The sequence below is a fragment of the Paenibacillus sp. FSL H3-0329 genome, from assembly GCF_037963285.1.
Taxonomy (GTDB): Bacteria; Bacillota; Bacilli; order Paenibacillales; family Paenibacillaceae; genus Paenibacillus_AQ; species Paenibacillus_AQ odorifer.
This window is the reverse complement of record NZ_CP150150.1, coordinates 6,686,707-6,706,290: the sequence shown is the minus strand read 5'-3', so window position 1 is coordinate 6,706,290 and position 19,584 is coordinate 6,686,707. Positions and strand designations below refer to the sequence as shown.

Below are 19,584 nucleotides of genomic sequence, written 5' to 3'. Positions count from 1 at the left end.
AGAGAGAATGCTAACTATAGAGGAGTTATATGAAATGAACGATGTTATGGTGCGGAATCATGTAAAAGTCATTGGAGCAGGAGAAAAAACTATCCTTTTTGCGCATGGATTTGGGTGTGATCAAAGCATGTGGCAGTTTATTACGCCATCATTTGAGAAAAAGTATCGAATCGTTCTATTTGATTATGTAGGCTCAGGCCATTCAGATTTAAGCGCATATACATCGGATAAATATCATACTCTCCATGGTTATGTACAGGATGTACTAGATGTCATCGAAACATTTGAACTCAAGGATATTATTTTTATAGGCCATTCTATTAGCTCTATGATCGGTTTGCTTGCTTCAATCGAGCGGCCGGATTATTTTGATAAAATGATTATGATCGGACCTTCCCCACGTTATTTAAATGAGGGAGATGCTTATTTCGGGGGCTTTGAAAAAAGTGATATTACTGAGCTTCTGGATATGATGGAGATGAATTTCGCGGGCTGGGCTAGCTTTATGGCTCCACTTGCGATGAATAACCCTGACCCAATGTTGACTAAACAGCTGGAACGAAGTTTTATTTCGGCCGACCCTATTATCGCTAGAGAATTTGCGGAAGTTACATTTTTTTCGGATCATAGAGAAGATCTGCCTAAAGCGACAGTGCCTACACTCATATTGCAATGCTCGGATGATAGTATCGTTCCTATAGAAGTAGGAGAATATTTACATAGACACTTGAATAATAGTACGTTCCGGTTAATGGAGGCCAAGGGCCATTATCCGCATATTAGCCATCCACAGGAGACCATTACTTTGATTAATGAGTATCTTAGGTGAGATGGAGAAGATTATGGTGTTGAAAGGATATTTAGACAATGGATGACCGGTTAAAATATGCGCCGTGCGGATATGTTTCCATTACCCATGAAGGAATGATCCTCAATGTGAATCAAACCTTTTTGGATGGGATGGGATATCAGCAGGTTGATTTGGTAAATAAACATTTTGAATCTATCATGTCTACGGCGAACAAGCTTATTTTTCATTCATACTTCTATCCTTTTATCAATCTGAATGGACATGTAGAAGAGCTATTTATCAATTTGAAGGACAGCAAGGGACAAGCCGTCCCTTACTTGTTAAATGGTAGACGCCTCGAGTGTGAAGGTGTAGAGGTCATTGATTGTATTCTCGTACAGATGGGCAAACGTATTGATTATGAGCTAGAGTTACGATCTGCGAAGAAGCAAATAGAAGAGGCCTATTGGGAAAAAGATCAGGCACTGGCAAAGCTCAAACAAATCCACCTTGAAATCGAGCAAAAGCAAGCTGAATTGCTGGAGATGAATGCCGTTTTAGTAGAGCTATCTACTACAGACAAGCTTACTGGATTAAAGAATAGAAGGTTCCTGCAAGAAAAGCTGGAAGAGCAGATTGCAGCGTATCACCGTGATCAGGCGCCTTTTTCATTATGTATTTTAGATATTGATCACTTTAAAAATGTGAATGATACCTACGGTCATCAGATGGGTGATTATGTCCTGGAGAAATTGGCGAGTATCCTGAAATCCCAATCTCGTAAAGAAGATATCGTAGCTAGGTATGGTGGTGAGGAGTTTATCCTTCTGCTGCCTAATATAGATTCATCGGATGCCAAGGCTATAGCGGACAATTTGCGGCAATTCATTGCCAGCTCCACTTGGGAGATTGGCAGGGTTACGGTAAGCGTCGGCATAGCTACTTTTGAAGCAACCGATACAGACATCACTCTTCTGGAAAAAGCTGACCATGCGCTTTACGCTTCGAAAGAACAGGGGAGAAATCGCGTTACGCATATTATGGATTTGAGTGAAAAGCTTCTTTAATCGGAGGCTTTTTTGTTATTTATAAACGATACATCCTCTTTGCTCTAATTGCTCTAATAATTCTGTTCTTCTTAAGCTGTGATTCCATCTTAAATCCAGTTTCTCTAATCGTCCAAGTTGTAGAATCGAATCCGGGATTTCTTGCAGATTATTATCTCTTAAATCAAGCTCAACAAGGCTGCTTAATTGACCTATTTCCTCAGGAAGCTGATTAAGTTTATTTTTTCTAAGGTTCAGTCTTCTTAACTTGCTTAAATTACCGATAGATGAAGGCAGCTTAGTGATTCGATTATCACTTAAATCAAGTATCCGAAGTTCTTCTATAGCACCCAAATGTTCTGGTAACATGACCAGTTGATTACCATAGAGATGGATCTCTCTTAGCCCTTTTATTTGTGTGATCGAATCAGGTAAACATTCTAGCTGATTATAATAAAGCCGCAATTCAATCAGACTGCTCATTTCGCCTATACGGGCAGGCAATTGCTTGAGATGATTATCTGTTACGTTCAGATACTTAAGTTTCTGGAGAATACAGAGCTGCTCCGGCAGCTGTTCGAACTGATTATTGCTTAGGTATAGAAAAGAATCCAACCCCTGCAATCCGCCAATGCTCTCCGGCAACACCTTCAGCCGATTATGGCCTAAATCCAGCATTCTTAGGTGAACTAAGCGACCGATGTTCTCGGATAACTGTTCGATTTCATTGCCCGCATAATTAAGTACCTCTAATTCGTCATGAAGGAAGAGCTGATCGGGAATCTCTTTAATATGATTGTTGTACATGCTCAGTTCTAGTAGCGGATTGCTCTCAAACACGACATCTGGCGTTTCAATAAGTCCTTTTCCGTCAAAATTATATTTCATGAATGGATCTCCTTTGTAATTTGTATTGGCATCAAGCCTATGTGACAACGTTACGATAGAATATAACAGGATGATGATTTATTATCAGTATGTTGGCATACAAAACTATGGAATGTGTTAGAAAGGAATAATGAGATGGAAGCTTCTTTTTGGACTGGCACTCGCTTTTTTCAAGGTTTACCCTCGGAGAAGATCGAGGCGGTCTCAGGATTATTCACTTATAAGGCATATTCTAAGGGGACCCTGGTGTTTGCAGAATCAGATCCGGGGGATTATGCCTACATTATCTATTCGGGGATTATAAGGGTGTACGCTACCACGAAAGGGAAAGAGCATACCGTAGATCTTTTTGGAAAAGGCGATTTCTTTGGCGACCTGGAAGTGATCCATCCCTCCAATATAAGAGTGCTGTCTGCGGTGGCTATGAATGATACTGTATTATTTGAGATTAAACATGAGCTTTTTAAGCAGATGCTTGCCGATTACCCGTTGATTAAGGAGCAATTGATGCTGCTGCAAATGGACCGTTTATTTTTATCGAATCGGTTATTACATGAAATGAAATTTCATGATGCGAGAGCGCGTGCGATATTTACGCTGAGAAGACTATACCAAAGATTTGGAGTAGAGGAGCAAGGCAAACAGAGGATTGATCTTCGATTGACCCATCAGCAGTTCGCGGATATGATCGGAACGTTAAGGGAGACGGCTACCCTTGTGCTTAAAGATCTGCAAGAGCAAAAGATTATTGAGATTCAACATCAGCAGATCACCGTGTTAGACGCGACATATTTACTGGAGTATACGGATTTCGATTGAGAAGAGCCGTTCCGGGATCTTTTTCAGAGAATCGATTATTAAAGGGGTTATGAATATGGCTTGTAATCATTGTGTAGTAAGAGAGCTGAATTTTCAAATCAAGGCTCATGGTGAGCTTAATCTTAGGGTTTTACCTGAGGTTATTCATCACTTGAGTAGAAGTAATACGATACATAAGGTAGAAGAAAATGTGATTACGATTAAGGAAGCTGAAGCGCGAGATCTTCTAGATTTCTGTAACGATCATATGGAGTCCGGGAAAATTGAATTTCGTATAGATGACCAAGCATGGAGACCTCTATCCGAGATGTCTACTGTAATGGATATGAAGTGGATTGATGAGGTTATCACTAAGGGTCTTGTTACTTGTTACTTCCAACCGATTGTGAACGTAAGGGAAGAGATTTTTGCATACGAGCTCCTATCCAGATTTAAAAAAGAAGACGGATCCCTTATCTATCCTAATGAGATTTTTGCGGCGGCACGGAATCGTGGGCGTTTATATGCTTTAGACAGGTTATGTAGAATGACCGCTGTAAAATATGCTGCACCCTTAAATAAAAAAACGTTTATTAATTTTATCCCTACATCAATTTACGCTCCAGAGTTCTGCTTAAGATCAACGGTTGAATTGGCTAATCAATTAGGTGTCGATCCCTCTCTTTTTGTCTTTGAAGTTGTTGAAACGGAGAAAGTGGATGATCTCGCTCATTTGAAAGCTATTTTGACATATTACAAGGATCGGGGATTTGAATACGCTTTAGATGATGTTGGGGAAGGCTTCAGCACAATCGAGATGTTATTGGAGCTTAAACCTCATTACATGAAGTTAGATATGAAATATGTTCAAGGCGTGTCCAGTGATCCGAACAAACAGAAAATAGCTAAACAATTTTTAGAAAAGGCTTTAGAAATCCAATCTGTTCCTTTAGCAGAAGGTGTGGAGTTTAGAGAGGACTTTGAATGGCTTAAGCAGAGTGGTTATCAGTTGTTTCAGGGATATTTATTTGGAAAGCCTGATCCTATTCCCAAACAGTAATCCTAATGAGTATATATCGGTCCAGAGGATGAGAAGAATTTCAGGTCAGAGTCTGAGTACAGCCAACCCCCGGGGTTGTATAATTTAGGTAATTTGAAAAGGGGGACGGGATGGATATGAAATGGCATCAATTTGTAACGCGCTGGGCGGATTCTAGGGGCTTTGATGGACGAGAAATTGATTATCAATGGCCTTCTCCCTCATTTCCGGTCATCAGTATTCGTAGTAATTTAGGGCGATACTCAGGTCAAAAGTATGGTCATGGAAGTAAACCCCGTGTAAAGACAGCCGTTGGTTTAATCGCTATTGGAGATGTAGCTGTCGGATTGATTTCCATAGGTGCGATAAGCGTGGGCGTACTTTCCTTAGGAGCAATATCACTGGGAATGTGGTTAGCGATTGGAGCAATAGCACTTAGCTGGCTTGGCTTCGCAGTGGGAGCGATTGCGATTGCAGGAGTGGCTGTAGGAGCGATCGCAATCGCGGAAAAAGCGTTGGGGGCCATCGCCATAGGGGATACGGCGTTTGGTGCGATAGCGATAGGCAGGATCGCTGGGGGTGCCATAGCTATCGGACAATGGGCATATGGTGTAATCGCAGTTGGCGAACATGGTTTCGGATTAATTCCCATCACGGGCGATGTGTGGAATTGGTTCCGGCGTTTGTTCGGATCGGGGAGTTAATTAGACCTCCAGTCCTAAAGGATCCCATTCTCTTCCGGGATAGTCGATAAATAATATCTATCACATGAGAAAAACTAATTGCAATTACCTATACTCATTTCATACCAATTAATCATGCGATCAGATCTAGGCTTATGTTACTCTTTGAATGTATTCGAAACTTCATAGGCAAACCTATGGAAATGTAGGGACGCAAAGCTATAGGGACTAAGGTTATCATAACTATTGTCAGCCAGCTGCCAAAGAGTGTGTAACGCTTTTTGTTAAAATATAAGAAAGTATAAGTTATACACCTATACTTAATATCTTATATTTCTCGCTTAAACGCTTACCGTCCTTATAAGGACGCCGAAGGCGTTTATGCTTGTTAAGGTTTAATAAAAATTAAGTCTTAATTTTTAGGCGACTTTATACGCAATCAAGCTACTCTTTTGGGGTAGTTTTTTTTGTGCCCATTTTTGGGCACTGGAGAGATTCATATGACATCTGGGGGTAAGAAGAGATGAAGAAAATGATTGCGATCGCTACATCGGCGGCCATGTTGGCCAGTTTTTCGAGTGAGGCAGGTTATGCTTTAGCAAGTGAGGCAAGCAAGGTAAAGGTAACAAAAACAGTCGCGCAAAGTAAGGTCAACTTATTAAGCAACGCTTCGGTTATTCCGTTTGAGCTGTACGGCAAGGATGTTCTAAATGCCTATAATGAGGTTTTTAGAATGAATCCAGCAAATATTAAAACCATCACAAATAACGGTGGCAACTACTCAGGCTCACCTATAGCTAAGGCTATGGATGGGGATATGAGCACGCATTGGGAGACTGGCAAACCGAATAGTTCAACGTTTACGAATGAGGTTGTGTTTGTTTTCAATGAGTCCGCTGAATTAAATAGAATGGTATATGCCGCTAGGCAATCCGGTGCTAAGGGTAAAGGCTTTGCTCAAGAATTTGATATCTATGGCTCCACTACAGATGCGGGCGATTTCACACTCGTGTCTTCTGGGGAATATACAGGCTCAACCGGTGATGTAGTGGAGATTCAGTTCGCACCTACGGCCTTTAAGAGACTTAAATTTGTCTACAAAAAAGCAAACCAGGATTGGGCGAGTGCAGCTGAGTTTTCTTTTTATAAAGAGGATAGTGTCTCTGCTAAAATGAAAAATTTATTTACAGATGATACCTTGAGCCAAGTTAGTGCTGCCTTTAATACGACAGAGAAATTAACAGCTTTAGAGAATGAAGTGCAGGCACATCCACTGTATACGCAGTTTAAAGAAGAGATAGAGAATGCAAAGATCCTTTTGGAGAACCATCAGGTAGACGCAACGGCAGCCAAGGTTTCGAAGCTAAAAGGGTATGGTACAGCCTATGAAAATGCCTATAGCCAAGCTTATAGAATGCCAAATGCAAACGTATCAAAAGTAACGGTGAACGGTGGAAGCTACCCAGGTACGAAGCCTGAATATATGCTGGATGACCAGCCCACTACGCATTGGGAAACGAACAAAAACAATGATGCAAGCTTCACGAATGAAGTCGTGTTTGAACTAGCGCAAGCGGAAGTGCTGGACAGAGTGGCTTTTTTGGCTAGAGATAACCGCAAAGGATTCCCAGAGGCTTTTGAAATCTATGCATCAGAGACGAGTAAAGGAGAGACCTTCCAACTTGTATCTAGCGGAACCGCGATTAGTACCAATGATTTTCTGGAATTTAAATTCGAACCGACGAAGTTTAAAAGATTAAAATTTAAGTTCACAAAAGCTAATATTAACAGACCTTTTGCGGCTGAATTTAGATTTTATACAGAAGATAAAGTAAGCGAAGCTGTAAATGGTATTTTCACAGATGGAACGATGAGTGCGGTTGTGTCTGCTTATAATAACGTTGCAAAAATCAATGAATTGGAGGAAGCGGCAAAAGTACATCCGCTCTATCCAATCCTGAAAGATTCTTTGGATTTAGCTAAGAGGCTAGTGAATGGTGAAGTTCAAACCGAAGGCACCATCATTGAGGCGGAACAACGTGGAGATATGAAAAAGCATGCGCAGGAAAACCTGAGAATTGGTTTTGGTACGAACAACCAGCCTACAGGTCTCGTTGCAATGCCTGGAGATACGATCAACGTTTATGTGGATGCAGCTTCTAACGATAAGCTACCTTCTTTAGTCTTTTCTCAACAAGAGGCCGCTTGGAATGTTTGGGCTAGAGGTGTGCAATTGCGTCCAGGTAAGAACATTATAACCGTTCCTGAATTTGCTATGAATAGTTATTATGCACATGAAGTGACTAAGGGCGGCACCGTTTATATCGTAAATCCCTATACAGCAGAGGAACAAGGGAAAGCGCCATTGATCCGCTTCGAAGGTTTAGAAAAGATTCCTTTTATGACCAAGACCACGGATCCAGAACAATTCAAAACCTTCTTAATCACATACAAACAAAGACTAGACGAAGATAAAGCGGCTCATCCAAATGTTCAAGATCGTAAACTCATAGATGTGGTAGAACTGGCCAGCGATCATGTTATTTTCACAGGAACGGCGACGGAGGCGTACAACAAATATATTACGCAAGGAAATAACCCGCTGGACACCGTAACTGGGTATGACACCTGGATGAAGAGTATTTTTGCCTTCTATGGCCTGGATGGCAGTAGCGAGATTCATGATGCCAAGCTAATTCGTGAGAATATTCGCTTGATGCAGCCTTATGGTGCGATGTATGCAGCGGGAGATCATACAGGGATCCAACTTGGAACAGTAGGAACCATGTTAGGTGATTTTAACAAAGCTTATCCGGGCTGGGGACTGAATCACGAAATCGGGCATCGCTTGGCTATGGGTGAACGGGAATATGGCGAAGTAACTAATAATATGGTGTCTATGTTTATGTCTGTCGCGGCGAATTCGATAGATAATCGTATACCGTATGAATCAGATATCTATAAATATGTCCTCGAAGAAAACAAAGTGGTTATGAATCAGCAGGGCTTATTTGCACAACTCGGAGCCTATTGGCAGCTGGAGCTGGCACATCCGGGATACTGGACAGAGCTGACCAAGCTATATCGGGAGCGGAAGGTCATCCTTACCAACGGTGACAATTCTAAGCAGCAGTATTTGGTGGAGTTCTCCTCCGAAGTACTGGGATTAGATTTAAGCAGCTATTTTGCCAGACATGGCTTCACTGTGAATCCTGAGACAAAAGCGAAAGTAGCCAAGTATCCGGCACCGCAAAAGTTATGGTATTTAAATAACTCGGTGATTAATTATGAGGGAACTGGAATAGCGGATAAAAATCTGGCCATTAAGGTTAATATCACACCTAACACCACGGCTAGAACGAACACGTTAAGTTTCAGTATAGATAAAGAGCTTAAGCAAGACTTTTTAGGATATGAAGTGTATAGAAATGATGTGTTAGTTGGTTTTACAGGAACTGAGCAATTTGTGGATCAGAATGTAGATGCGAGTATCAACTATACGTACAAGATCGTCGGTTATGACAAAAAGCTGAACCCACTGAAGCCCGTACAGGTTAAAGCCTTTAAGCCAGCCTTGTCTGTTGAAGATCAGCTCACTTTAAAGCTTAATCAAACCTTTGATCCGATGAGCTATGTAAAAGCGGCTAACTATCTAGGAAACGATATTACTGCAGATGTCTCTCTGAAAGCCAATAACGTTGATGTAACGCAAAAAGGCAACTACGAAATTGTATATGAAGTGAAAAGCGAAGGGGTTACGGAAACGAAAACCACACAGGTTACGGTAACGAGCGACTACGCCTATATTTCCGATCTCAATGCCAAGTCAGTCGTTGTAGGCTGGGGTGAATTAAAGAAAGATAAAGCCGTTTCCGGGGGAATCATAACCCTTGTTCGCCAAGGGTTGGCTGCGACGTACGCGAAAGGGATTGGTGTTCATGCCAACTCTGAGGTAGTTTACGATATTGAAGGTAAGGGTTACGACTTCTTTGAAAGCTACATTGGGATTGATCAAGCCATGAAAGGGAAACCTTCCTCGGCTACTTTTGCAGTGTATGTGGATGGAGAACAGAAATTTGAGAGTGATGTTTTCCGGGCAGGAACAGAACATCAATTTGTGAAAATCCCTGTGACTGGCGCAAGAGAGGTGAAGCTGGTTACAACAGATGCTAAGGATGGCAATGCTTCAGACCATACGGTATGGGCCGATGCGAAGTTCTCGAATAATTCAAGCAAACCTATCATTACAGTGCCGGAAGAGACAACCTTCGTTAAGCTGAACAGCGAATTTGATGTGTTGAGCGATGTTACGGCTTTTGATACGGAAGATGGTAACTTAATTGGAGCCGTTGATGTAAACCCAAATGGGTTCACATCAAGCAAAACAGGGACTTACAACGTCGAGTTTTCAGTCACAGACTCAGATGGGAACTCCGCTGTGCAGGCCAGAAAGATTGTTGTATACAGCGCTAGTAAATACCTGAGTGATATAGATTGGCAATCAGCAAAAACGGATTATAATGTGGTTCGAAAAGATAAGGCTAGCTCTAACAATCCGATTAAGCTGCTGGTAAATGGTGAGGTCAAAGAGTTCGCTAAGGGCTTAGGAACCCATGCCAGCTCTGAAATCGTGTATAATCTGGCGGGTGCAAACTATGAATATTTTGAAACGTATGTAGGGGTTGATAGGAATATCGCTGAGCAGAGCAACTCCAGTGTAATTTTCAAAATCTTTGCCGATGGGGCAGAGGTTTATAACAGCGGACTGATGAAATTTGGTACAGAAGCCAAGCTTGCGCGGATACCTGTTAAGGGTGTAAGTGAATTGAAGCTGGTGTTAGATAATGCAGGTAACGGAAATGCTTCAGATCACGGTGATTTTGCTGATGCGAAGTTTATGATCTTGAACAATACACCAGAGCTTACCATATCTAAATCTGTCTCAACCAAAGTGGGCCAAGCAATTGATATCAATGAAAGCTATTCGGCAATGGATTCGGAAGACGGTGACTTGACGGCTCAAGTGAAGGTCACAGGCCTAGAGCAGGTTAATTTCAACCGGGCTGGAAAGTATCCAATCACTTACACAGTAACAGATAGTGATGGAAATACGACCACGAAGATTAGAACGATAGCCGTAGTAGACATGACGGACCTTACGTACCTGACGGATTACGACTGGAATTCTACTCAGAACAGCTATACTGCACCTTTGAAGGATAAATCTATTAGTGCCAATACGCTGAGATTAACAGATGAGAACAATCAGGTAGTGTCCTATGAAAGAGGAATTGGAGCGCACTCTAACTCGACGATTGTATACGATCTAAGTGACAAAAACGTGGACTATTTCACTTCCTATGTAGGTGTAGATAGACAAATGTACGGTTCTGTTGGTTCGGTGAGCTTTGAGGTGTTTGTCGATGGAGCGAAGAAATTCGATAGTGGGGTCATGGGTTCGAGAGATCCGCAGAAATTCATCGAATTGGATATTAATGAAGCAAAAGAACTGAAATTAGTCGTCACAGACGGGGGAAATGGCAACGGATCTGACCATGCTACATGGGGTGGAGCCAAACTACATTTCGCGAATGGAGATCACTTATTCACTAGAGATCTTGAACAGGCGATTGCAGCGGCTAAAGCAATTTCTCTAGAAGGCTTCACACCTGAGAGCATCGCGGCATTTACGTCCAGCCTCTCGATAGCAGAGACAGTGTTGGTTAACTCTTCTGTTACGCAAAGTGAAGTAGACGAAGCTGTAGCAGCGTTGCAACAAGCAACCGAAGGTTTGGTCCAAATAGATCTTACGCAAGTGATTACTGTGGCGGACCCGTATTTAAGTGCTTCGATCAAGACTACATTGGGCGTAACTGGAGAACTAACGCTAGGGGATATGTATAGCCTTACAACGTTAACCAGCGAAACCAGAAGAGTCAGATCCTTGGAAGGTTTGCAGTACGCAAAGAGCCTAGAGACACTTGATATTACTGGAAATGAAATTACAGATTTCTCCCCATTACAAGGGTTAACTAAACTAACGAGCTTATTGGCCGACCCACAAGTGGTAGAGGTAGGAGAATTTAAGGGACCTGTGGTTGAAGTAGCTAATCTGGTGAAAGGGCTCGATGGCAGCAAAGTGATCCCTAATTCCGCTGGGGTAAGAAACACTAGAACATCTAAAGAAATTGTGTTTGATATGAAGGAATGGGCTGCTAATCCGGATGTGTTCACTATTGACCTATCGAACGAGGAGAAAGGAACTTACATGCTGGGGTTAACTTACCAAGTCGCAGGTAATCTCGTGCAAATCATTTCTTTTATTAATAATAATTAAATTCCCAAGAAAACAGGCGGATTGTGGTCTCTATAACCATGGTTCGCCAGTTTTTAAATGAGGGATTTTTATGTAAAAATATCCATTTTGTCATATGACAAAAGAAATGACAACGCTCACTATAAGCGGTGTAGTCTTTTAACTATACTTAATCAGAAATGCGTCAAATTTAAATGAATACTCTAATTGAAGCTTTTTATACAAAGAAGTAAATAATGTATGCGGTTTAGAGAGAGGTGTTTCTGTGAAAATCATCATTGTAGATGATCATCCTTTAGTTAGAAGAGGGCTGGCATCTGTCATTGCAATGCAATCGGATATGCAATTTGCAGGTGAAGCTACGACTGGCCCGGAAGCACTTGATGTGATTGAAGAGACAAAGCCAGACATTGTCCTCATTGATCTTAAGCTTGCTGATGAATCAGGACTGGATGTCATTAAGATAGCACGTACCCGCGGCATGGTTAGTAAATTCATACTGTTGACTTCCTCTGCGAGCAGAGAGGATTTTTTGAGGGCTGAAGAAGTACTGGTAGACGGATATGTACTGAAAGAGGCACTGCCGGAGGAATTACTCTTTGCTATCCAGTTGGTGTACAAAGGGAGAAAATATTACGATCCTGGCCTAATGGAAGAAAAGATGCGAATGAGCGCCAGCAGTCCAACAGATGAATTGACACCAAAAGAGAAGGAAGTCCTGATTCAGCTTGGACAAGGTGCTTGCAATAGAGTGATTGCCACACGTCTTTTTATCAGTGAATTTACGGTGAAGAAGCATGTCAGTCAGATTTTAGCGAAGCTGCAGGTTACTGACCGGACACAGGCGGCACTGTGCGCCAACGCGATAGGATTAACGAAATATGAAATGTCTTACGAGTAGAACGGCAAGATCAGATGTTATAATGGCTTTAACTACTTTGCAAGATTGAGTATTCTGTCTAATTGTAATTAGGGAGTGCTGTTGATGTTTGAATTGCCAGGATACCAAACCTTAGATCTGATAGATAATACCGCGGATATCAGATTATACAGACTCCTACGTCAAGAGGACGGCCTAAGGGTTATCGCTAAGACAACAATAGGAGAATACCCGGGAGCTGCCATGGTCGATGCTTTTCGTCATGAGTATGACATGCTTAAGCGACTTTGCGGACGTGGTGCAATAGAGGCGTACAGTTTGGAAATTATGGCGGACCGACCAGTCCTTCTCTTAAAAGATATAGAGGGGAGTACTCTTGGGCAGATCCTGCGTATGCCTGTTAATTCACTGGGTCTTCCAGCGCTGCTTCGGATCGCTACAGCTATTGCTGATTGTCTTATGCAAATTCATCGTGAAAAAATAACACTAAATGAACTAACCCCCGCTCATCTAATCGTCAATCCCATTACTTTTGAAGTGAAATTTATTGATATAAGAATGTACTCTACCGAAAACATCACGAGTCCTTTGTCACCGTTAAGCGGTCGGCCCGATGTTCTGCTTCCTTATATAGCTCCAGAACAAACGGGACGAACCGGAGTCAAACCGGATTACCGTTCTGACTTTTATTCGCTTGGGATCATCCTGTATGAATGTCTCTCAGGCAGCCGCCCCTTTGAGCTGCATGATGTTGTTGATATTGTATATCGTCATCTTGCAGATACACCTGAGCCTCTGCACCGCAAGTTCCCCACTATCCCTCTATCGGTCTCTGATATTGTTGGTAAATGCATGGAGAAGATGCCTGAAGCGAGATACGCCAGCGCATTAGGCATTAAATCGGATCTTGAGGAATGTCTATCCCGTCTAGAAGAATCCGGGCATATTGAGCCTTTTCCACTAGGAAGCTGGGATATCCCAGAGCGGTGGATGGTATCAGGACGCTTCTATGGAAGACATCTTGAGCAACAAAGCTTAAGGGAAGCGCTGCAACGAGCATCACAAGGTGCCGTAGAGACGGTCTGGATTAGCGGGGAGAGTGGTATCGGCAAAACAACCTTTCTAAAGGAGACCCTTAGAAATACAGTCTCTTTGGATGGTTTCTTCGCCAGAGGCAAATTCGAATCCCGACATACCTCACTCCCTTATGGCATCTGGCATCAAGTCATAGAAGAGTTGGTTAGTCAGCTGCTGATGGAAACAAAGCTGCAAGTGGAGGTTTGGAAGCTGCGTATTCTACAAGCAGTGGACAACTACGGTCAGTTGCTGATCGATTTTGTTCCTAAGCTTGAACTCTTGATTGGCCCACAACCCTCCGTGCCTTCACTGCCACCGCTGGAAGCTCAGCATCGCTTTCAATTAATCATGAGCCGATTTATTCAACTCTTTCCTCATGAGGATCATCCATTGATCTTGGTATTGGATAATTTGCAATGGGCTGATGATACGTCGCTGCAATATCTCACTTCGCTTATAGAGGATACGGCAACGACTCATCTGCTAATCGTGCTTTCCTATCGCAATCGGGAGATTACAAGGCTGCACCCGCTCAGTAGGCTGGAAAAGCATCTGATTGACCGCAACGTAGCGATGAGCAGAATTTCTTTACAAGCGCTTGAACTCACCGATTTAAAACAACTGCTACTTGATGTTATGCGTTACGAGGCAGCTGACTTGGACGAGCTGGCGCGTGTGCTGCTTCATAAGACAGATGGAAACCCGTTATTTATTAAGCAATTCCTTCAAGATTTGATAGATGATCAGCGAGTGGAATTTGATGAGAATATTCGAAGCTGGAAATGGGATCTCCAGCGTATTACTGAATTAAATGTTCCCGATAACGTAGCTTCATACCTTTCAAGTAAATTGCAACAATTTCCTGAACAGACGGTATATGCACTTAGCAGAGCCGCATTCATAGGCAGCCTATTTGATTTACGTACACTTGCTGATATTACGGAGACCCCGATAGAGGCATTGAGCGAAGCGTTGGCGGTTGCTGTACATGGGCGCTTGTTGCAGCCCGTTAACGGGGAGGAATATCCGCATTATAAGTTTCAGCATAACCGCATTCATCAGGCAGCATATGCCTTTATTTCCGAAGAGGAGCGTTCCGAGCTGCATTGGAAGATTGGTCTGTTATTGCTAGGCCGCAGCCCGCTAAGTGAAGGAACGACCCTATTTGAAGCTGTCCAGCATTTGAATCAGGCACTTACATGGTTAGACCGCCCTGAACAGAGGCTTCAACTGGTAGAGCTGAACTTACAGGCAGGGGTAAAAGCGAAGCAAACAACCGCACATGAGACAGCCTTGCAATATATGCTTCAGGCAACGTCATTATTAGCGGAGCAGAGCTGGGAGGCGCAATATGGGCTAACCTTCCGGGTATTTCGTGAAAGGGCGGAGCTCGAATATTTATGTTCCCATTTTGATACGGCTAATGAATTATTCCATCTGTTAATTGATAAAGCTACGACAAATATGGATAAGGCTTACGTCTACGCAATGAAGGTGCAGTTGGAAGCAAGTAATGATAACCACGAAGAGGTGATCTCCTTAGGCCAGCATACCTTATCGTTACTGAAAGTGAAGCATCAATTTGATCCTGGTTATGTTCAATTGACGCTTCAATGGTTACGATTGCGGCGTAGACTCAAGAAGGTCTCACTCGAATCGCTTACTCTTTTACCTCCAATGACTGATGAAGCACGTAGAATCGCAATGTCTACTTTAGATCATTCGAGCAATGCTTGTTTCTACGTCAATCGAGAAGGGTGGCTTGCTTCTTCCTTCACCATGATTGAATTAACGCTTGATTATGGGATGACTCCGGAGGCTTCCATTGGATTCATAGGTTATGCAATGTTTCAATACTATTACTTCCGTAATGATGAAGAGACATTTAAATGGGCCATGCTGGCGTTCAGCTTATCCGAACCCTATCCGAAACAGCATATGACAACCTTAGCCGCGTTCGCCATGTGCTACGATAGCTGGCGGCATTATGATCCTGCTATGCTCCATACATTTACCGAGAAGGCTGGTAAAGTGGGACTGGAATCAGGTGACTTATGGAAGGGCAACCAGAATGTGCTGATCAACTGTGCCTCCCTTTTGCAATTTGGTCATCCTCTCGGCGATATCTATGAGCGATTAATTACTCATTCCGGAGATTTGCTGCGCCATAACAACAGTCTTCATTGTAAGCAGGCTATTGTAGCGGCGGCCATTCTTGTTCGACTGACAGGTTATCGCTCTATAGATGATCCCTTTCCTATCGCGGAGATTAGCGAGCCTGATTTTGCACAGTCGGTTCATGGGGACACCTTTGATTTTATACAAGAAATGGTCTGGATCTATCAGTATTTGACGGGCTATGTATTTGGAGAATACCGAGAAGCCAGTGAGGCATTAGCCAAATCAGCGGCCATTATAAAATCACGCGAAGATGGCTTAGACAGTCCCATGCAGATCATGTATGAATGTTTAGTCTGGGCTCAGTTGTATGAGGAATATAACGCTGAAGAGCAACGTACATATCGGGCAAAAATGCGTAAATGCTTGAAGAAAATGAAAAATCTTGCCAGGCGTTGTCCGGGGAATTATCAGCATAAATATCTGTTGATGAAGGCTGAGTTAACTCGTCTATCGCGAGATCCCCGCCAAGCTGAAGCGTTGTATGAGCAATCCATTGAGACCGCCCGGGTCCACGGTCATATTCACGATTTAGCGATGGCGGCGGAATGTTATGGCAAATATGGGCTTCGTCATGGCAAAATGCATCTGGCAAGAATCTATATGACTGAGGCCTATGAGGCTTATCTGCAATGGGGCGCAAAGGCTAAAGCGGCTGACCTGGAGCAGCAGCATCGCCATTTGCTGCATATTAAACGAGAGCCCGGGCTCGATCGTGTGGATTCCCTTTCTGTGGTAATGTCTGCCCAAGCATTATCGGGCGAGATGGAGATGAGCCGATTATTGGCCACGCTGATGCGAATCATGCTCCACAATGCTGGGGCAGAATATGGGGCTGTTATTTTTGATCATGACGGCAAATGGATGGTGGAAGCTTATGGGACCTCAGAAGCCCAGCATATCGAATCTGTTCCACTTGGGGAAGAATCGGGGTTGGTCCCGGCAGCGATTATAGCTTACGCGGCAAGAACACAAGAACAGGTTGTATTACATGATGCGCTCAGTGAAGGGATATTTACACGTAATACTTACGTTAGGAATAATAGACTGAAATCCGTTCTATGTCTCCCCATCATGAATCAGAATAAATTGGTTTGCCTGCTCTATTTGGAGAATAATCTATCGCCGGGTGTATTTACTCCAAGCAGACTCGATGTGCTCAAGCTGCTTGGTTCACAATGCGCAATCTCAATCGCTAATGCCAAGCTATATTCGGGAATCCAATATCTCAAAAAAAATCTGGAGGATCAAGTGGTAGAAAGAACTCGCAGCCTGGAGCGTTCGATGCGGGAAACATCTGCGGCTTTGGCCGAAGCTACTGTTTTTGAGGAACGCAATCGTATTGCCCAAGAGATTCATGATATTGTCGGGCATACCCTTACATCGACGATTCTGCAGATTGAAGCTGGCAAGCGGCTGCTTCAGAAGAAGGAGATAGACAGCGGCTTTCAGCGTCTGGCAGAAGCCCAGGATCTTGTGCGGCATAGCTTGAATGAAATCCGCGGCTCTGTCCATATGCTGAAAGAGGACAGGTATTCTGACCTAACCGTGATGCTGAGGCAGTTGATTAAAGATACAGAACGCAATGCAGGCGTTGTTGTTCATGCAGTTATTTATGATCTGCCGGAAGCCATGTCAACAGCCTATAAAAAGGCAATCTATCATGCTTTGCAGGAGGGCTTAACTAATGGGATCAGACATGGAAAGAGTGCCGAGTTCCATTTTAGTCTGGAGTCTGTTGGAGCGAACTTGCAGTTTAGACTCAAGGATTGTGGGCTAGGGATGAGTCCAATCGTGATGGGATTTGGACTTAGGACGATGAAGGAACGGGTTGAGCAACTGGGAGGCAGCTTATCCATCGATTCAGAAATGGATGAAGGCTGTTTACTGGAGATTGATCTGCCCATGCGAAGGGTTGTGGATAGAACATGAGTAAAATAAAAATTGTAATTGCCGATGATCAATTGTTGACGCGGGAAGGACTTCGCACCATTTTGGATCTGGAAGATGATATGGAAGTGGTCGGTGCTGCCAAGAATGGAGAAGAGGCTTGCGAGATGGTGGAGGCACTCCAGCCTGATCTGGTGCTGCTTGATATTCAAATGCCAGTTATGGATGGCCTTAGCGCCTTGAAACGAATAAAGCAGATTCGGCCGAACATCTTCATTCTGATCCTGACTACTTTTATAGAGACTGATTATATTGTAGAGGGAATGGCCTACGGAGCAAGCGGTTATATGCTGAAGGACATGGACGCAGATAAAATGATCGCTTCGATTCATGATACGTTATCCGGGCAATTTATTCTGCCAGCTCCGGTAGCAGCCAAACTGGCGTCGAGGATGAACAGGTTAACAGAGGACTATGAACATTGGCAAAGATCGGGTCTGGATCGTATCAGTCTGACAGAACGGGAAGAAGAGCTGGCACAGCTCATTATCCGGGGACTGAATAACCGTGAAATCGCCGATACATTACATATTGCAGAAGGTACGGCGCGCAATTATATTAGCAATCTTTATAGCAAATTAGAAGTGGTTGATCGGGCCCAAGCGATTGTGCGACTGCAAGCTATTTTGTAATAGTTGTTGCTGTTAACGAATTACTGTCGGGGCCAAATATTCAAACAGCGGGAGATTCCTCAGTATTCCAAATGTAACGGTCAGAATCAACATTATAGTCATAATTGCCTGGCTAAGAGGCCGGATTTGCTTCTTATTAGTAATCCAATACAACATATACAGAGGTGCTAAAATAAACAGCAACGGGTTAAATCTAAACGCTTGAATAACGTCGAACTTCAGCAAGGAAAGAATAACTCTTGTGACTCCACATCCGGGACAATACAATCCAGTCCATTCATGAAATGGACAAGGGATACTAATCTTGGTTAAGGGTATCCATGCTTTGAGATAAACTACGCCGACGAGACTTAAGGACACACCCCAAAATAGTTTAGGATGTGTCCTTTTATAAGTCGTAAACTTATACCAGTTTATTAACATCGGATTGTACCAAGGCATACGTGACAATACCCAGACCAAAGAGTGTCAGGATCACATAAAGCACTGAATTATCTGACGGGTATTGGCCGCGCTGTCTTTGAGCTTCAGCAATATGTTTACCTACCTGATAGGCCCAAATGAAGCTCCAGATCCCACACGTAACCAACGTTAAAAGAAAATGTTTTCCTCCTGTAAATGTATAGTCCCCACTCAGTTCGCCTACCTCATTGGTTAGAACAATAAACCAATATATTGTATAGAGCCCACATGTAATTAATGACAAAATAATGGCGAATGCAACACTTCTGCGACTAATCATTACTCACTCTCCTATGTATTTACATAAAAATTCGACATTTCCATCTTATTGAATTAGGAAAAAATATACAAGACAATATTTGAGAATTACTGTCCGCTGTCGAAATCTAGACAAACTTACTGCTGATATCTAGTGGAAACCTTACCAAATATGAAATATACTTTTGAGGCTATGCACTGGAACCACAACTAGATTTACATTAACGAATGGAGGACACTTTGATGTCTACTTTGCCAAATTGCCCGAAATGTAATTCAGAATACACTTATGAAGATGGTAGTTTGCTCGTCTGCCCGGAATGTGCGCATGAGTGGAGCCTCGACACAGAGGCTGAAAGCAGTGAAGAGAACAAGGTTGTCAGAGATGCCAACGGAAATATTTTAAATGATGGAGATGCTATAACTATTATTAAAGACCTTAAAGTAAAAGGAAGCTCATCCGTTCTGAAGATAGGAACAAAGGTGAAAAACATCCGTTTAGTGGACGGAGATCATGATATTGATTGCAAAATCGATGGTTTTGGAGCTATGAAATTAAAGTCCGAGTTTGTTAAAAAGATCTAAAA

13 protein-coding genes and 1 riboswitch are annotated in these 19,584 nt (G+C 42.9%); of the genes, 10 read left to right on the top strand and 3 right to left on the bottom strand.

The features are described from left to right. Window positions 1–34: 34 nt before the first annotated feature. Both NSQ66_RS29590 and NSQ66_RS29585 read left to right on the top strand, forming a co-directional pair. Window positions 35–829: an alpha/beta hydrolase gene (locus NSQ66_RS29590; protein ID WP_036682278.1), complete on the top strand. Its 795-nt coding sequence runs from the start codon at window positions 35–37 to the stop codon at window positions 827–829. Window positions 830–867: 38 nt separating this feature from the next. Beyond that, window positions 868–1,857 carry a sensor domain-containing diguanylate cyclase gene (locus NSQ66_RS29585; RefSeq protein ID WP_036682276.1) on the top strand — a complete coding sequence of 330 codons (990 nt, stop codon included), beginning with the start codon at window positions 868–870 and terminating at the stop codon, window positions 1,855–1,857. A 15-nt stretch (window positions 1,858–1,872) separates the two neighbouring features. Here NSQ66_RS29585 and NSQ66_RS29580 read toward each other — a convergent pair whose 3' ends face one another. Beyond that, complete coding sequence (locus NSQ66_RS29580; protein ID WP_038573837.1) at window positions 1,873–2,724, bottom strand: leucine-rich repeat domain-containing protein; 852 nt, start codon at window positions 2,722–2,724, stop codon at window positions 1,873–1,875. Window positions 2,725–2,859: 135 nt separating this feature from the next. On the opposite strand from NSQ66_RS29580, the gene NSQ66_RS29575 reads away from it, so the two are divergent. The 7 genes from NSQ66_RS29575 (at window position 2,860) to NSQ66_RS29545 (ending at window position 18,277) form a co-directional block, all read left to right on the top strand. Beyond that, window positions 2,860–3,543, top strand: coding sequence for a Crp/Fnr family transcriptional regulator (locus NSQ66_RS29575; RefSeq protein ID WP_076140610.1), 684 nt, complete (start codon window positions 2,860–2,862; stop codon window positions 3,541–3,543). Window positions 3,544–3,850: 307 nt separating this feature from the next. Beyond that, the gene (locus tag NSQ66_RS29570; RefSeq protein WP_305953606.1) at window positions 3,851–4,582 is read left to right on the top strand and encodes an EAL domain-containing protein; all 732 of its coding nucleotides are present in this window, start codon (window positions 3,851–3,853) and stop codon (window positions 4,580–4,582) included. Between the two features lie 116 nt (window positions 4,583–4,698). After that, entirely contained in the window at window positions 4,699–5,265 is a 567-nt protein-coding gene (locus NSQ66_RS29565; protein WP_036682474.1) for a hypothetical protein, read from the top strand. Between the two features lie 157 nt (window positions 5,266–5,422). Further along, a riboswitch (cyclic di-GMP riboswitch) is annotated at window positions 5,423–5,509 on the top strand. 258 nt (window positions 5,510–5,767) lie between these two features. After that, window positions 5,768–11,581: an NPCBM/NEW2 domain-containing protein gene (locus NSQ66_RS29560; RefSeq protein WP_076140613.1), complete on the top strand. Its 5,814-nt coding sequence runs from the start codon at window positions 5,768–5,770 to the stop codon at window positions 11,579–11,581. A gap of 244 nt (window positions 11,582–11,825) precedes the next feature. Beyond that, window positions 11,826–12,461: a response regulator transcription factor gene (locus NSQ66_RS29555; RefSeq protein ID WP_038573832.1), complete on the top strand. Its 636-nt coding sequence runs from the start codon at window positions 11,826–11,828 to the stop codon at window positions 12,459–12,461. A gap of 84 nt (window positions 12,462–12,545) precedes the next feature. Further along, window positions 12,546–17,627 (top strand): AAA family ATPase, encoded by a 5,082-nt coding sequence (locus NSQ66_RS29550; protein ID WP_339279508.1) that lies wholly within the window; start codon window positions 12,546–12,548, stop codon window positions 17,625–17,627. Next, the gene (locus NSQ66_RS29545; protein WP_036682266.1) at window positions 17,624–18,277 is read left to right on the top strand and encodes a response regulator transcription factor; all 654 of its coding nucleotides are present in this window, start codon (window positions 17,624–17,626) and stop codon (window positions 18,275–18,277) included. The genes NSQ66_RS29550 and NSQ66_RS29545 overlap by 4 nt, the downstream gene beginning before the upstream one ends. A gap of 12 nt (window positions 18,278–18,289) precedes the next feature. Here the strand turns inward: NSQ66_RS29545 and NSQ66_RS29540 are convergent, their stop codons facing one another. Beyond that, the gene (locus tag NSQ66_RS29540) at window positions 18,290–18,700 is read right to left on the bottom strand and encodes a DUF2752 domain-containing protein (protein WP_036682265.1); all 411 of its coding nucleotides are present in this window, start codon (window positions 18,698–18,700) and stop codon (window positions 18,290–18,292) included. Next, on the bottom strand, window positions 18,681–19,019 hold the full coding sequence (locus tag NSQ66_RS29535) for a DUF4234 domain-containing protein (protein WP_051491231.1): 339 nt from the start codon (window positions 19,017–19,019) through the stop codon (window positions 18,681–18,683). The genes NSQ66_RS29540 and NSQ66_RS29535 overlap by 20 nt, the downstream gene beginning before the upstream one ends. Before the next feature lie 221 nt (window positions 19,020–19,240). Here NSQ66_RS29535 and NSQ66_RS29530 point away from each other — a divergent pair, with 221 nt between their 5' ends. Then, window positions 19,241–19,582: a zinc ribbon domain-containing protein YjdM gene (locus tag NSQ66_RS29530; protein ID WP_036682263.1), complete on the top strand. Its 342-nt coding sequence runs from the start codon at window positions 19,241–19,243 to the stop codon at window positions 19,580–19,582. Window positions 19,583–19,584 lie beyond the last annotated feature (2 nt).